The organism is Bacillus sp. JJ664, assembly GCF_036962205.1.
Lineage (GTDB): Bacteria > Bacillota > Bacilli > Bacillales > Bacillaceae_G > Gottfriedia.
Genome location: NZ_JBALMS010000038.1, coordinates 1 through 14,736, shown reverse-complemented (window position 1 = coordinate 14,736; position 14,736 = coordinate 1). Strand labels below are relative to the sequence as shown.

15 protein-coding genes are annotated in these 14,736 nt (G+C 31.6%); 5 read left to right on the top strand and 10 right to left on the bottom strand.

Annotated elements, in window-relative coordinates; translation table 11 throughout:
- Positions 1–104: 104 nt before the first annotated feature.
- On the bottom strand, positions 105–2,249 hold the full coding sequence (locus tag V7056_RS06545) for a transglycosylase domain-containing protein (RefSeq protein ID WP_499700405.1): 2,145 nt from the start codon (positions 2,247–2,249) through the stop codon (positions 105–107).
- 193 nt (positions 2,250–2,442) lie between these two features.
- Between V7056_RS06545 and V7056_RS06540 the strand changes: the two genes are divergently transcribed.
- On the top strand, positions 2,443–3,636 hold the full coding sequence (locus tag V7056_RS06540) for a M20 family metallopeptidase (protein ID WP_499700403.1): 1,194 nt from the start codon (positions 2,443–2,445) through the stop codon (positions 3,634–3,636).
- 14 nt (positions 3,637–3,650) lie between these two features.
- Here V7056_RS06540 and V7056_RS06535 read toward each other — a convergent pair whose 3' ends face one another.
- From V7056_RS06535 to V7056_RS06525, 3 genes are read right to left on the bottom strand one after another with little or no spacing between them, the layout of a single operon-like run.
- The gene (locus V7056_RS06535; protein ID WP_499700401.1) at positions 3,651–4,382 is read right to left on the bottom strand and encodes an EcsC family protein; all 732 of its coding nucleotides are present in this window, start codon (positions 4,380–4,382) and stop codon (positions 3,651–3,653) included.
- 12 nt (positions 4,383–4,394) lie between these two features.
- A complete protein-coding gene (locus tag V7056_RS06530) occupies positions 4,395–5,615 on the bottom strand; it encodes an ABC transporter permease (protein ID WP_499700399.1) in 1,221 nt (406 codons plus the stop codon).
- Positions 5,612–6,352, bottom strand: coding sequence for an ABC transporter ATP-binding protein (locus V7056_RS06525; RefSeq protein ID WP_499700407.1), 741 nt, complete (start codon positions 6,350–6,352; stop codon positions 5,612–5,614). The genes V7056_RS06530 and V7056_RS06525 overlap by 4 nt, the downstream gene beginning before the upstream one ends.
- 608 nt (positions 6,353–6,960) lie before the next feature.
- On the opposite strand from V7056_RS06525, the gene V7056_RS06520 reads away from it, so the two are divergent.
- Positions 6,961–7,398 (top strand): HIT family protein, encoded by a 438-nt coding sequence (locus V7056_RS06520; protein ID WP_499700397.1) that lies wholly within the window; start codon positions 6,961–6,963, stop codon positions 7,396–7,398.
- Positions 7,399–7,756: 358 nt separating this feature from the next.
- A complete protein-coding gene (locus V7056_RS06515) occupies positions 7,757–8,317 on the top strand; it encodes an HTH-type transcriptional regulator Hpr (protein WP_499700395.1) in 561 nt (186 codons plus the stop codon).
- Between the two features lie 317 nt (positions 8,318–8,634).
- Here the strand turns inward: V7056_RS06515 and V7056_RS06510 are convergent, their stop codons facing one another.
- Together V7056_RS06510 and V7056_RS06505 are read right to left on the bottom strand one after the other, a co-directional pair.
- On the bottom strand, positions 8,635–8,724 hold the full coding sequence (locus tag V7056_RS06510) for a YjcZ family sporulation protein (protein WP_499700393.1): 90 nt from the start codon (positions 8,722–8,724) through the stop codon (positions 8,635–8,637).
- Positions 8,725–8,824: 100 nt separating this feature from the next.
- A complete protein-coding gene (locus V7056_RS06505) occupies positions 8,825–8,908 on the bottom strand; it encodes a YjcZ family sporulation protein (RefSeq protein WP_087999913.1) in 84 nt (27 codons plus the stop codon).
- A 347-nt stretch (positions 8,909–9,255) separates the two neighbouring features.
- On the opposite strand from V7056_RS06505, the gene V7056_RS06500 reads away from it, so the two are divergent.
- Positions 9,256–10,074 carry a peptidylprolyl isomerase gene (locus V7056_RS06500; protein ID WP_499700391.1) on the top strand — a complete coding sequence of 273 codons (819 nt, stop codon included), beginning with the start codon at positions 9,256–9,258 and terminating at the stop codon, positions 10,072–10,074.
- Positions 10,075–10,116: 42 nt separating this feature from the next.
- Here V7056_RS06500 and V7056_RS06495 read toward each other — a convergent pair whose 3' ends face one another.
- A complete protein-coding gene (locus V7056_RS06495) occupies positions 10,117–10,320 on the bottom strand; it encodes a sporulation YhaL family protein (RefSeq protein WP_087999911.1) in 204 nt (67 codons plus the stop codon).
- 256 nt (positions 10,321–10,576) lie between these two features.
- Positions 10,577–11,515: a 3'-5' exoribonuclease YhaM gene (gene yhaM, locus V7056_RS06490; RefSeq protein ID WP_499700389.1), complete on the bottom strand. Its 939-nt coding sequence runs from the start codon at positions 11,513–11,515 to the stop codon at positions 10,577–10,579.
- Positions 11,516–11,851: 336 nt separating this feature from the next.
- Between yhaM and V7056_RS06485 the strand changes: the two genes are divergently transcribed.
- On the top strand, positions 11,852–12,037 hold the full coding sequence (locus V7056_RS06485) for a YhzD family protein (protein ID WP_499700387.1): 186 nt from the start codon (positions 11,852–11,854) through the stop codon (positions 12,035–12,037).
- A gap of 217 nt (positions 12,038–12,254) precedes the next feature.
- Here V7056_RS06485 and V7056_RS06480 read toward each other — a convergent pair whose 3' ends face one another.
- On the bottom strand, positions 12,255–13,043 hold the full coding sequence (locus V7056_RS06480) for an enoyl-CoA hydratase (protein ID WP_499700385.1): 789 nt from the start codon (positions 13,041–13,043) through the stop codon (positions 12,255–12,257).
- An 81-nt stretch (positions 13,044–13,124) separates the two neighbouring features.
- Positions 13,125–14,603 (bottom strand): coproporphyrinogen III oxidase, encoded by a 1,479-nt coding sequence (locus V7056_RS06475; RefSeq protein ID WP_499700383.1) that lies wholly within the window; start codon positions 14,601–14,603, stop codon positions 13,125–13,127.
- Positions 14,604–14,736: the final 133 nt, after the last annotated feature.

Genomic DNA, 14,736 nt, shown 5'->3' with positions numbered 1-14,736 from the left:
TAACTTCCCATATATCTATGAGTGTTTCTTGGAAATTAAATATAAATCCACATATAAAAAGCTCTCCTTCAAATCTTTAGATAAGAAGGAGAGCCTTAAAATGTCTATTCTTTATTTCTTATGTTTGGATTGACAAGTTTAGACCTCTCACCCTCTTCTTTTGTTTGAGGATTATAAGGAACTACATAATATGAAGAAACATTAAATACATTTACAAAAGTATCACGATATTCGCCAACACCTGTAACTGTATCAATTAATTTTTCTTTCCCATCTCTCACTCGATAAATATGATATTGTTGTCTTTCATCAATTGGTACTTTCCAAGTTAATTTCACCGAGAATAATCCAAATGGAGAGAAAGATACTTTCGATTTGAGATTACTAATTGGCTCTAGTTCGATTGGAGAATCTAAGTCTGCGATATTCTTAGGTTTTTCAAATTCAGTAGTCGGTTCTCTTCCAGCTTCTCTTAAAATCTTCTTAAATAGAATTGTTGGATAAGTACTACCATTTCGTAAAAAATGCTTTGCATCTGTCTTATCATAACCCATCCATATTGTACCAATTACATCAGGTGTATATCCAACGAACCAAGCATCCTTATTACCGTTAGTTTGACCTGGAATATTTGTAGACCCTGTCTTTCCAGCTAAATCTCCTTCGAATACACCTTTATCTGCTGTACCTTCTTTTACAACACCACTCAGCATCTTAGTCATATACCAAGAAGTCTGAGATGAAAATACTTTATATTCTTTAATTTTCGCATTCGCTATTAATTCATTGTTATGATCATAGATAGCGCTTATCACGAATGGTTCTAATGCATCTCCTTCGTGACCAAAGGTACTATATGCTTTCACGAGTTCTAATGGCGTTAACCCATTCTTAAGCCCACCTAACGCCATACTTAATCCTCTATCTGGAATACTTATATTCATTTTCTCTAAGTAATTTTTAGCAACCTCTATACCAATGTCGTTTAGTAGCCAAACTGCTGGCACATTTGCTGATTCAAGAATTGCTTTATACATTGTCATATTCTTTGAATACTCATTATTATAGTTTTTAGGCTTATACTCACCTAAAGCACTCTGTTCATTAGGTATTAATGAATATGGATTATAATTACCTGTCTCCAGTGCTGGCGAATAAACTAGTAATGGTTTAATTGTTGATCCTGGTTGTCTTTTTACATTTATTCGATTTAGTCCTTGGAAGTAATAATTTCTTCCTCCAATAGCTGCTTCAACGCCACCTGTTTTTGAATTAATTAAAACGAATGCACCTTCAGCAAACTCATCGGTACCAGGAAAGTAGTTTCCATTTTTAAAATACTTATATGCTGTTAACTGTGTTTTCTTATGAATTGGTACGACTACTTTATAACCACCATTTAACAACTCATCATATGAAATATCGTATTTTTCCTTAGCCTCTTTAATAACCATGTCAATATATGTTGCATAACCGTTTTCAAATTTCTGCTCAGTAATTTTCAACTCCGTTGGCTTGGCTTTTGTTTTACTATATTCTGTTTCAGTAATGTAATGATTATCTAGCATTTTATACAAGACTAAATTTCTACGTTCTAGCCCTCTTTCTGGCTGAGAAACTGGGTCATAATGTGAAGGAGCTTTTAATAATGCAGCCAAAGAGGCACTTTCTTCTAATGAAAGATTTTCTATATCCTTCCCAAAATAATACTTAGATGCACCACCTATACCATATACTCCATGTCCAAAATATACTTGATTCAAATACATTTCTAAAATTTGATCCTTTGTATATTTTCTTTCGAGGTTAATGGCGATAATAACCTCTTTTGTCTTTCTCATAAATGTTTTATCATTTGTTAAAAACACGTTTTTAGCAAGTTGTTGTGTGAGTGTGCTTGCACCTTGTACTTTACTAAATGCCTTTAAGTCATGGATGACTGCCCGAAATATTGATTGAACATCGATTCCATGATGCTTGTAAAATCGTTCATCTTCTATTGATACAATTGCCTGTTGTGTATATTCTGGTATATCATCTATCGAAACAATTTGATGGTTTTCATTATATAATTTCGAAACAAAGTTCCCTTCAAGATCAACCATTTCTGATGAAGAATGGATAACTAGCTTCTCTTCATCTATTACATAGTTTCCTAAAAAAACGATGAGTAAAAATCCAATAAAACTGATTAATAGAACACCTAACAATCCTATTGCTAAATATCCCCATTTTTTCAAAGCATTCACCTACATTTCTCATACCATTTCCATCATAGTATATCCATTTTTTCCCATTGATTAGTCATTAATTTCTTTTTTTCGCTACTTATTTCCTTGGAAATACATTTTTCGCCAATATATTCGTTAGCATTTTTTTAAAGGATTACCGATATATTTCTTGAATAGGTAAAGATAGATACATAGTAGGAGGAATGAAAAAATGTCTGATTTATTTACATTATTAGAATCATATTTTCCAGAAATGGTTTCCACACGAAGATACCTACATGAGCATCCTGAGCTTTCATTTAAAGAATACGAAACTGCCAAATTCATTCAAAACTTTTATAAGCAATTAGGTATTACATATCAATCTAATGTTGGTGGAAATGGTGTTGTTGCTACAATTCATGGTCGAAATCCTGGAAAAACAATTGCACTAAGAGCTGACTTTGATGCATTACCAATACAAGATGAAAAGAATGTACCTTATGCATCTAAAGTTCCTGGAGTTATGCACGCGTGTGGTCATGACGGTCATACTGCAACATTATTGTATTTAGCAAAGGCCTTAAATGAACTAAAAGAACATTGGAATGGAAAAATCGTATTGATTCATCAACATGCAGAAGAATATGCACCAGGAGGAGCAGTCTCAATGATTGCCGATGGTTGTCTAAATGGTGTTGATGAAATATATGGAACTCACTTATGGGCAATTGAAGATTTAGGTACAATTGGATACCGTAGTGGGCCAATAATGGCGGCGGCAGATCGTTTTTCAATTACGATCCAAGGTCAAGGTGGTCATGGTGCTGAACCTCACCGCACGAAAGATAGTATTGTTATTGCAAGCCAATTAGTTATGGCCCTTCAGCAAATTGTAAGCCGTGAAACAAATCCAATTGATACAGCTGTACTATCTATCGGAAGTTTCGAAGCTAAAAATGCATTTAATGTGATTGCAGATCGAGCAACTTTAATTGGAACAGTGAGAACGTTTAAGAAAGAAACGCAAGTAAAAGTTAAAGAGCAAATGGATCGAATTATTAAAGGGATCTGTTTTGCAAATGACGTTACTTATGAATTTAAATACGATGATGGCTATCCTCCTGTCGTAAACCATGAAAAAGAAACAGAATTATTAGTTCAAGTCGCTGCTACTATCGATGAAGTTACACACGTTAAAGAAATGGATCCAAAAATGGGTGGAGAAGATTTTGCATATTATCTTCAAAAAGTTCCGGGAACATTCTTTTTCACTGGAGCAAAACCAAATACTATAGAAGCATACCCGCATCATCACCCAAAATTTGATTTTGACGAAAAAGCGATGTTAATTGCTGCAAAAACGCTTGGATCAGTATCTTTAAAGTCACTAATGAGTTCACATAAATTAGTTGATCAAAAATAAGAAAAAGGAGAACTTTATTTCAAAAGTTCTCCTTTTTTCTTTAGATGTCTAAGTCTATATGCGTTTTTCGCCGTTTCTCCTAATTGTTCAAGCAGTTGGTAATTCACATACGCTCCTACAGGTGCACCAATAACAGGTACTAATTGTAGTAACTTCGCTAAATCAATGTGATCTCTGTATTCCTGTTGTAAATGTTCCCAATTTATTTGTGGATTTTGATCTATTTGATCTTCCCAATTTTCAATCACATGTAAAGTCTTTTTTCGATGTTCGTCACTTGAAAATGCTAATTGAAATATATACAACATAAATTGACGTTCAACTTCATCTTTTGGTGCATATCCGTAAATTTTTGCTGCTTCAACTAAAAAGCGAATTTTAATTCCCATTAGTAAAGGAAAATCAGCTAGTCCTAATAAGATACCTCCTGCACCAGTTCCTGCACCTTCTACAGCAGAAATTTTCTTATATTCATTCAGTTTTTTATCTAAAATGTCATCACGTTCCCTTAGTGATAAAGCATCATACTCTTCACTCCCACCACTAAAAACAGATGAACCACCGATGAACAAAGTCATCATATTTTTAATTGATTGGGTTAGTAAATCTTGTATTTGCTCTGGAAGTAACGATTGTATCTTTAATTGTATTTTCTTAGCAGACGTTTTAAATACGTTTGAATCGGTTAATATTTTTTGCTTCCATCTTGATAACTCGTATTGAATTCGCAGTTCATAAGAATCCATTTGGTTCACCCTTTACAATTTTTGTGATTGGCTCAACCTTTTTGACACATAAAATTTTATAAACCAAACTGAAAACACCAGATAAATGAAGATCATCAAAAGAAAATTTAATGCTGTCATTCCTTTAACCAGTACAATTACACTAAAAACTACACTACATATTACCAGTAGTATATACAAAAGAGTTGAAATGGATTTTTTATTTTCGTCATTTGTATAAGGATATATTTTCCATAACATATGATAATTATATTGTTTTAAAATCGCCATATTTTGAATCCCGATCATGTATAACAATAAAACACCGATTATTATTTTCCCAATAACTGTCGGAACAAGATAAATAACAAATGCACCAACAAATAATTGTCTAATAAACATGCTTAAATAATTACCATTTCTTATAAATGTTCTTACTAATAAATAATCAGCTGCATTCTTTGTTTTTATGTTTTTTATAATTGGATCAGCCCATCTACGTCGTCTTACTTGTTGCTGAATAGAAGGCACGTCTGTAAATAAATTCGCAAAACGATAAAAACTCGCTAAACGAGAAGTATCAAGTTTAACATTCCTTTCCCACTGTACCCTCTTATTCTGACTAATTGTTTGAATTAATATTGCATAAACCGCTAACCAAATAATCGGATTGAATAGAAGGATAATGTTCCATTTGCTTAATAAAGCATAGATAAAGAAAAATGAACCGATAGCTCTTACACAATAATCAAGAGCTCGACTTAAAATTCCTTTATTAGATGTATGTAGAAATGAAACAAATAAATGGTATGCCTTCAATAAGAAAATAATGATAATGAAAACAATAAAACTTGTTGTTTCCCCCAACATAAACTTCTTATAAATTGGATATATAACACCCAAAAACATTAATAGCAAATAAGCTTGCACTAAAAAAGTTATGAAATAGGATCTAATAAAATATCCTTTCATTCTTTTTTCTAAAGGCAACAAATAATACAAGTCTGGCCCTTTAAAATATGTAGTGATTTGCCCAGAAGTCACTAGTAAAGCAAACACAATTGAAATAAATAAAACAGCTGGAAAATCTAATGAGATTGTTTTCAATAGTTGTTGATAGTAATATGCTCCCCCACCAAATCCAAAAACAAGAACAAATTTAATATGATCATTAAAGATATAACGTCCATACTTACTAATTTCTTTTAAATAACTTTTATACCTGCTGGACCATAATTGCTTGACCGTTTTCATATTGATTTTTCCTTAGTAGCAAAGATATAAATTTCATCCAATGACGCATTTGGCATCTTATATTGTTCCTGAAGCTCATTTAGAGTACCTTTAGCAATGATTACACCTTCGTGTAATATAATGAAGGAATCACAATAGATTTGCGCAGTTGATAATATATGCGTCGACATTAATATACCGGCACCTTTTTCTTTTTCAACCTTTAAGATTTCTAAAAGATCGTTTATTGCAATTGGATCTAACCCAAGAAAAGGCTCATCAATTATGTATAGCTCTGGTTGTACGATTAGTGAACAAATAATCATAACTTTTTGTTTCATACCTTTTGAAAAAGTGGAAGGAAAATAATTTCTTTTTTCATAAAGACGAAATGTTTTCATTAATTCTTCACTTCGTTGTTTAAAATCTTTTTCAGGGATGTTATATGCAAGTGCTGTCATTTCTAAATGTTCTTGTAATGTAAGCTCATCATAAATCATTGGTGATTCCGGAACATAAGATAAGCTTGAACGGTAAACAGTCGGATCAGCATCAAAATTTCTTCCGTTAATTAGGATTTCTCCTTTTAATGGCTTTAATAGTCCTAAAATATGTTTAATTGTTGTACTTTTGCCAGCTCCATTTAAACCAATTAACCCAACGAGCTCGTGTTTTTCTATCGTAAATGAAACATCTTTAATAACAGGTTGTCTTGTATATCCGCCTGATACATCTTGTACATGTAATAAAGTCATTATCTACAAATCCTTTCGAAAGTACTTTCAGATTTATTGTAACAAATATTAACTTTTACTTCCTTAATATCATATTTATCTTCCTCCAAAAAAAAATCCTTCTTTTTTTGAATACTATTTCTGCTAAAGGGTATCATAATTCTTGAAGGGAAAGAAACACTCTCTTTTCCGGTTTTTAACCATTTTGAGATGAGGTGTTTGTTAAAGAGTCAAATCAAGTTTGCGTTCAAACCATTGTAAGATAACTGTTTAAAGTGAAATGAGGTATCTCCGAAAGATCAAAACATCGTTGTATAAACAGCAGTGAAAACATCTAAGGGGATGGTGCGCTTGAACAATATCATTAAACACAAAGGTCATTAGTATACCAACTCGTAAATGAGGTGTCTCGAGCAGAGCATATATTTTTAATATAAGGTGTACAAATTAATTGAACATTACAGCAAATGAGGTGTCAGTTAAAGACAATTTAACTAAAGCAATTTAACAAATCATATCTTTCTCCTTCAGCAAGAAGCAACTATTAGTTGCTTCTTGTTTTATTTTCTGTTATCAGCAAAAATGGAATTTATGTTAAAATAGGAAAAAAATGTAAAGGATGATTGTTTACGATGGCACATGATTCTAATTGTATATTTTGTAAAATTGCAGAAGGTTCAATTCCATCTTCAAAAGTATATGAAGATGAGAATATTATGGCTTTTCTAGACTTAAGCCAGGTTACAAAAGGGCACACTTTAGTTATACCGAAGGAACATGTAGAAAATATATTCTCTATGAGTGAAGAAACTGCAGCTACATATTTTAGTAAAGTCCCACTTATTGCAAACGCAATAAAAAATGCATTTGATGTTGAAGGTGTAAATATATTAAATAATAGTGGAGAAGTTTCAGGTCAAACTGTATTTCATTATCATATGCATATTTTACCACGATATGGAAAAAATGATGGATTCGATGTAAAATGGCAGACCAATTCAGAAAAATACACAAACGAACTACTGCAAGAGATTGCAAAATCAATCGAAAATAATATTATTAAGCAATAATAAATTATGACAATTATTAAATAAGAAAATAGGAGATCCCAGATCTCCTATTTTTTATTTTCCATTTCATGGATATTACGCATTTCGTTTCATTTACTCTATTTTTTTTAGGTTATATAGTTTATATTTACTATATAACAATTTAGTAAATATATTAATATTTCCTATTTAAGATTCGTCCAACATTATATGAGCATATCTTTTTCAACTTATAACATTCTATTATAATATAAAATTGTAGAATTTTATCAACTACTTTGTGAAAATTTTTAAAAATTCTAACTAAAAGTTCTTTATTTATTCAGATATTATTGGCATAATAATAAATAGATAGTTAAATAGAAAAGAAGGTGAATTGATGAAAACTGAACAAAAGATGTACACAATGAAAGAAGCTTTGATTTTTAGTCAAAGAATTGCCCAAATTTCGAAAGCATTATGGAAGTCAGTTGAAAAAGACTGGCAAACATGGATTAAACCCTATGATTTAAATATCAATGAACATCATATTTTAATGATCGCCTTCCATTTAAAGGGTGCCTCAATTTCTGAAATTGCTAAATTTGGTGTAATGCACGTATCAACTGCTTTTAATTTCTCTAAAAAGCTAGAAGAACGTGGTTTATTAGTATTTTCAAAAAAAGTTGAAGATAAGCGAAATACTTATATTGAGTTAACTGAAAAAGGCAAAAACATGTTATTAGATATATTAGAAGAATTCGATCCTGAAACAAACTCAGTTTTCCAAGGTACTTTGCCATTAAAAGAGTTCTATGGTAAATTCCCTGAGAATATGGAAATCATGGCTATTTTAAGAAATATCTATGGTAAAGATTTCATCGATATATTTGAAACGACTTTAGATAATATCGATAAAGAATTTATTGAAGAAGATAATCGTCTGATTAAGAAACCTTAATTAAAGAGTCTTTTCCAAAGTTTTTTATTGAAAGCGTATCCTTTCTAAATTCGAGCGACAAACTTAACCTGTTAAGGATTTGACGATTGCTCAACCAAAAAGAAGCGGGTCAAAGATACTATATCCTACCGCTTTTTGTTTTTAACCCACTTTGTTCAACGATTCACAAAAATTCCCCTCCAAAAATTCATCCTATTACCCTTCTATTATTCATTTCGACACCCAATTCCTTGCTCTATGTATATCTGTTCTTTATCTCATTAAAAACTCAACCGAAAGCATTTAGCTTTCGGTTGAATATTTTTCTTATTTACACATTATATGCAAGCTGCTCCAACGATTATTAATAAGATGAACAGTACGACGATTAAAGCAAAACCTCCACCATGAAATCCTGTGCTCATCATATACACCTCCTTTAGCTACATATCTTATCTTATGCGTGCATCATAAAATGGTCTGGGCAACAGTCCTAGTACTTCTCTAAATTCAAAGATAGAGAACCACTTATAGACAAGAACACCCAATGATAATTAATAAGATAAATAAAACGACGATTAATACGAATTCATGTGATGAACTAGCTCCCATTATTCCAACCTCCTAAAAGTAACTCTATATAATATATAAACGAAAGTTACAAATGACTGTGCGAATGTCACGATTGGCAAGCTATTTTTTAAACAAATGCCTATTTTATTTTTAAGGACATACATATACAAGCTTCTTTTTTGCAAATTTTTTTTATAAATACGTTCCAATTTCTTCTTTTTTTGGGATAAACTTTGTCACATTGAAGGAAAATATGATATATTAAGTGAAGTTATTTCCAGTTATTAGAAAGTTAGATATGTATTGGAAATGTATTTTACATACTTTGCTAGGTATTTTTCTTTTACGAAGAAATAAAGTCTAAATATTTATTAGGAGATGTTTAAATGAAAAAGTTAATCGTATCTGCAGTTTTAGCAACATCAGTATTTGGACTAGCAGCATGTGGATCATCTAGTATTGGTGATGACGTAGTTGCTAAAACAAATTCAGGAAATATTACAACAGAAGATTTATATAATAAAATGAAAGATACAGCTGGCTTAGCAATGCTAAAACAAATGGCTATTGAAAATTATCTACGTAAAAACTTTAAAGTAAGCGATAAAGAAGTAGATAAAAAGTTCAATGAGTATAAAACACAAAATGGTGATCAGTTTGAAGCATTCTTAACTCAATATGGCTTTAAAGATGAAAAAGCTTTTAAAGAGCGAGTAGAGATCGATTTATTAACTGAAAAAGCTGCTCAAAAAAGTGTTACTAAAAAGGAAATCGAAAATTACAAACCAGAAATTAAAGCAAGCCATATCTTAGTAAAAGATGAAGCTACTGCTAAAAAAGTGAAAAAAGAATTAGATGCTGGTGGAGATTTCGCGGCACTTGCAAAGAAATATTCTACTGACACTGGTTCAAAAGATAAAGGTGGAGACTTAGGCTACTTTGGCCAAGGTGCGATGGTACCTGAATTTGAAGAAGCTGCATATAACTTAAAAGTTGGCGAAATTAGTGAACCAGTAAAATCACAATTTGGCTACCACATTATTAAAGTAGTTGATAAAAAAGAAGTAAATGAAAAAGAAGCTCGCGAAAAGATTGCTGCTTCTAAGTTAACTCAAGAAAACTTCTCAGCGTTTTCAGACTCTCTACTTAAAGATGCAGATTTCAAACTAGAAGATAAAGATTTAGAAAAACAAAATAAGAAATAATCCATAAAAAAAACTGCCTAATTAAGTTAGGCAGTTTTTTTGTTAATTTGAAGAAACTTCAGAACTAATTAATAGCTGCTCTCTTCTTTCTCTTTCTTCTTTAATTCTTTGCAAATAAATTTCTCCCTCTTTTTCAATGAAAGCTTCATCTGCATCTCTATCTTGCTTAGATGTATACAACACCATAAACCCACTCACAAATATCCCTAAAATGACAATATACATCCAAAACGGTAATAGTAACATATTTTTTCCTCCTTAGTAGACAAGCATTTGCTTCATTATATGGTCACTTCAGAAAAAGTATGATTATTTTAGTATTTTATTTGTAGAAATCGGTTAATCCTTTTGTTCAGTTCATATCCAGAAATTCACTCTCATTTGGAAGGAGTGTGCACCACTTAAGTAAATTGATTCAAAAAAATCACAGTTCTTAGAACATAAGAACTGTGATTTTTTATTGAATGTAAGTATGATCCTTTTAGGTTTCTCTTACTAATGATTAAAACTTAGGTTTGTAGAAACTACGATTTTCAAGCGGGAAAATGCGTTCTGTATATTCACCTGGCTCTACACGCTCAAGTGCACGATCCAACATATTCATTTTTGCATCAATATTATCAATATAATGTAAGATTTCTGCTTCTTTAATTAGTGGTAGTTTCGGGCTTCCATACTCATATTTTCCATGATGACTTAATACAAGATGTTGAAGAACAGTTATTTCTTCCCCTTCTATCCCAAGTTCTATAGAAGCATTTCCAATTTCAATTGCCATTAATGAAATATGTCCAAGTAAGTTTCCTTCTACTGTATATTTTGTTGAAACAGGACCAGATAACTCACGAACTTTACCTAAGTCATGTAAAATAATGCCTGCATATAATAAATCCTTATTAATTGAAGGATATAAAGTTGCAATTGATTCGCCTAGTTTCAACATACAATATACGTGATAAGCTAAACCAGATACAAATTCATGATGATTTTTTGTAGCTGCTGGAAACTCAAGAAAATCATCTTCATTTTTTAATACTAAGTATTCGGTAATTTTTTTAAGTTTTTCATTTTCCATATTATTAATATAAGAAGTAATTTTTTCGTATAGCTCATTTTTCGCTACTGGCGCTCTTGCAAAAAAGTCTTCAGGATTTACTTCATCAGTATCTTTTGCAGGACGAATTTGACGTAACTTTAATTGAAGCTTTCCTCTATAATCATGAAGCTCCCCTTCTACTTTTACAACTGCACCTTCTACAAACGCTTCTTCTTGTTCTGAAGAGATATCCCAAAGTTTTGCTTCAATATCCCCACTTTGATCCTGTAATGTCAAAGATAAAAATGATTTTTGATTACTTGCTACACCTTTTGTAACAGCTTTTAAAAACAAAAACGTCACGAAGCGTTCGCCCACTTCATATTCATATACTTTTTTATCCATCATGTACCTCCAACAAGTCTATTTTTCTTCTAGTTCAATGAGCCTCTGCAACATCAATAAATTAGTAGACATAAAATGAAGAAAAATAATTCAGTTTTCCTAACAAATTAAAACCATTTTGTAATATGTATTCTTATGTCACGTACACTATTATACGTTAAAACACTCACTTATCCCAACAATCTTGGTACAAAAAATAAGACATAATGTAACAAATGGTTAAGATATATACTTAAATTGAATTTACAACTTTCTAATTATTCAAATTATTACTTTACACTTCTTTTCATTTTATGCCAAAATAAGAATTATAGAGAATTTCAAGGAGGAAAAATCATGGCACTCTATCGTATTACTGCATTTGAGCAAAGCGGGGAATCTATTGTAGACGAACAATTTGAAGCTAACTCTGACCTAGAAGCGAAAAAAATCGGAGAAGAAAAACTAGCTATCCTTGGAGCACTTGATAAAACTCATCGATGCATCAATCCAATTGGAAAACTACTTTTATTTCATCCATAAAAAAGCTGCGAATGATATTTCGCAGCTTTTTTCTATTTGCTTATAAAGTGAAAGAGTTTGCTTGTCGGAGCTGAACAGTCGCCTCCACTTTTCTTACTGTCTAGTTCCGGCTCCTAGCTCCTCGAGGTCATAAGCCCAAACTTAAAAAGGTTAAAGAGCAACCTTTATTAAGATCGTTCTTATGCTTGTCGGAGCTGAACAGTCGCCTCCACTTTTCTTACTTCCCAGTAAATTCCGGTTTTCTTTTTTGTAGGAAGGCTTGTACGCCTTCTTTGTGATCTGCAGTTTTTCTCATTAGGCCTTGTCCGTTTTTTTCTGCTGCTAATACTTTTGTTAGTTTATCTAGGTTGTTTTCTGTATATATTTTCTTTGTTTGAATCATTGCGCTTACTGGTTTTTGTAAAATACCATTTACGCGATTTTTGATTTCTTGTTCTAAGTCTCCTGAAATGACTTCATCAATTAACCCTAATGAAAGAGCGCTTGTTGCATTTAGTTTTTGGCCATCCCATATCAGTTGTTTTGCTTTTGATTCACCTATTCTTTTTTCAAGGAAATAATGTGCACCACCATCAGGGATTAGTCCGATTCCGATAAAATTCATTGCTAATACGCCAGATTCGTGCGCTAGTACATAGTCACTTGCTAACGCTAAGCTTAATCCAATTCCAGCTGCTGGTCCGTGAATTGCACTGATTACAATTTTTGGTAGCGTATACAATTTAATAACAAGTTCTGAAATCAAATCCATTACAGGTGAAAATGCACTATCATCTGTATTACTTAACATTGATTTTAAATCTCCACCAGATGAAAAGCCTTTGCCATTTCCACAAAGTACAACTACGTCTACTTCTGAATTGTTAATGTCATCTAAAGCGTCTCTAAACTGTCTAAATGTTTCTTCGTTCATTGCATTTAATACTTCTGGTCGATTAAAAACAATTGTAGCTACACGACCCTCTTTTTTTAATAAAATGTGATCTGCTGTGTTAGAAATTGTCATAAAAAATCCCCTTTATATTTATGTTTATTTTTAACATTAAACATTGAAAGGGGAAAATCCTTTATTTTATTGAATTGTCATTCACTTTTTTGAAAATAACTCGTCTAAAATTTTAATTTTAGCGTTTGTATAATGTTCATAACCATCATTATACGACTTTGGATCCTTCGCATTCGCAAATCGAGTAATTTGACGAGTACCTGGATGAACAAACTTACTTGATGCGCCACAGCCTAATCCGATGATTGTTTGTTCTTCTTCCATTATTAAAATATTGTATAAGCTTTCTTGGCCATCTACAGCATAACCAATATTCTCTAGATTGCCTAATATATTTTTCTGACGGTATAAGTAATATGGATGATAGTTATGATTTTCTGTCCAAACGGTAGCTTCATTCATCATTTGTTGTACTTCTTCACGTTCAGCAACTTTGTATTTTTGCTTGTTTTGCGTCATTTCTGATGCTCTTTTAAATGATAATGTATGAACAGTTAAAGATTCAGGCATTAATTTCTCAGTCTCATCTAATGTATATTGGAATTCTTTTAATCCTTCACCTGGTAAGCCGATAATTAAATCCATATTGATATTGTTCATACCCATTTCTCTAGCTAAATGGAATTTCGTAATTGTTTCATCAACAGTATGGTGTCTACCAATTGCTTTTAATGTTTCTTGAATATAAGACTGTGGATTAATACTAATACGGTCAATATTCCATTTATTTAATACATCAAGTTTTTCAGGTGTTATCGTATCAGGTCTTCCAGCTTCAACCGTTATTTCGCGCACATTTTTCATATTTGGGAAAGATTCATGCATTTTTGCATAAAGTAAATCCATTTCTTCGGCTGTAATACTTGTTGGCGTACCTCCACCATAATAAATCGTCGTAATATTAATACCACGTTCTTTTAAGAATTCACCGACTTTTTCCATCTCATAATGTAAACCATATAAGAATGAATCAACAGCTCCTTGTTTACCTTGAATTGCATAAGCTGGAAAAGTACAGTATGCACATTTCGTAGGACAATATGGAATCCCAATGTAAATACTAACCTCATTTTCTAAGTTATAAAGATCAGGAATAACTTTAAGTTGACGGTCGACAATTGACTGCATCAATTGAATCTTCTCTTCATGAATTAAATAATCATTACGTAATTCATTATGTGCCATTTCTTTTGTCATGCCGTTTTTTAATTTTGTATGAAGAAGTTTTGTCGGTCTAATTCCAGTAAGAATTCCCCATTTTTGCTCTATTTTAGTTTGATCCTGCAGCAATGTTAAAAAGACGAAATTAACGGCTTTCTTTTTTAATTTGAAAGACTCCTTTTCATCTTTTCCTTCTACATAGGTAGTAGCAGATTGAATATCTTTTCCTAATTCACCTGATACAGCTTTATTTTGTTCATCTAAATGGAACTGTATTTCTAAATCTGCATCTTCTATTTCAACTAAAGATACATTACAATCTTCAAAGAATAATTGTGATAATAATTCTAAGGGTCTTTGGAAACGATGATCGTCTAGTCCTCTAATATATATTTTCATGTTTTATCACCTTTGTAAATTTATCACTTAAGTATAAAATTAAAGACAATGTAGGTCAATTAATAAAATTTGTCATTAAAAAACCTGGTTTCCAATGAATACATCTCAATGAAAACCAGGGTATATATTATTT

Bases quoted from the DNA above. Each gene is read 5' to 3' on its own strand.
- V7056_RS06500 (WP_499700391.1), top strand. From the start codon at position 9,256: ATGAAAAAGTTAATCGTATCTGCAGTTTTAGCAACATCAGTATTTGGA.
- yhaM (WP_499700389.1), bottom strand. From the start codon at position 11,515: ATGGATAAAAAAGTATATGAATATGAAGTGGGCGAACGCTTCGTGACG.
- V7056_RS06535 (WP_499700401.1), bottom strand. From the start codon at position 4,382: ATGGATTCTTATGAACTGCGAATTCAATACGAGTTATCAAGATGGAAG.
- V7056_RS06480 (WP_499700385.1), bottom strand. From the start codon at position 13,043: ATGACAATTTCTAACACAGCAGATCACATTTTATTAAAAAAAGAGGGT.
- V7056_RS06475 (WP_499700383.1), bottom strand. From the start codon at position 14,603: ATGAAAATATATATTAGAGGACTAGACGATCATCGTTTCCAAAGACCC.
- V7056_RS06495 (WP_087999911.1), bottom strand. From the start codon at position 10,320: ATGTTACTATTACCGTTTTGGATGTATATTGTCATTTTAGGGATATTT.
- V7056_RS06485 (WP_499700387.1), top strand. From the start codon at position 11,852: ATGGCACTCTATCGTATTACTGCATTTGAGCAAAGCGGGGAATCTATT.
- V7056_RS06520 (WP_499700397.1), top strand. From the start codon at position 6,961: ATGGCACATGATTCTAATTGTATATTTTGTAAAATTGCAGAAGGTTCA.
- V7056_RS06530 (WP_499700399.1), bottom strand. From the start codon at position 5,615: ATGAAAACGGTCAAGCAATTATGGTCCAGCAGGTATAAAAGTTATTTA.
- V7056_RS06505 (WP_087999913.1), bottom strand. From the start codon at position 8,908: ATGGGAGCTAGTTCATCACATGAATTCGTATTAATCGTCGTTTTATTT.
- V7056_RS06540 (WP_499700403.1), top strand. From the start codon at position 2,443: ATGTCTGATTTATTTACATTATTAGAATCATATTTTCCAGAAATGGTT.
- V7056_RS06515 (WP_499700395.1), top strand. From the start codon at position 7,757: ATGAAAACTGAACAAAAGATGTACACAATGAAAGAAGCTTTGATTTTT.
- V7056_RS06510 (WP_499700393.1), bottom strand. From the start codon at position 8,724: ATGATGAGCACAGGATTTCATGGTGGAGGTTTTGCTTTAATCGTCGTA.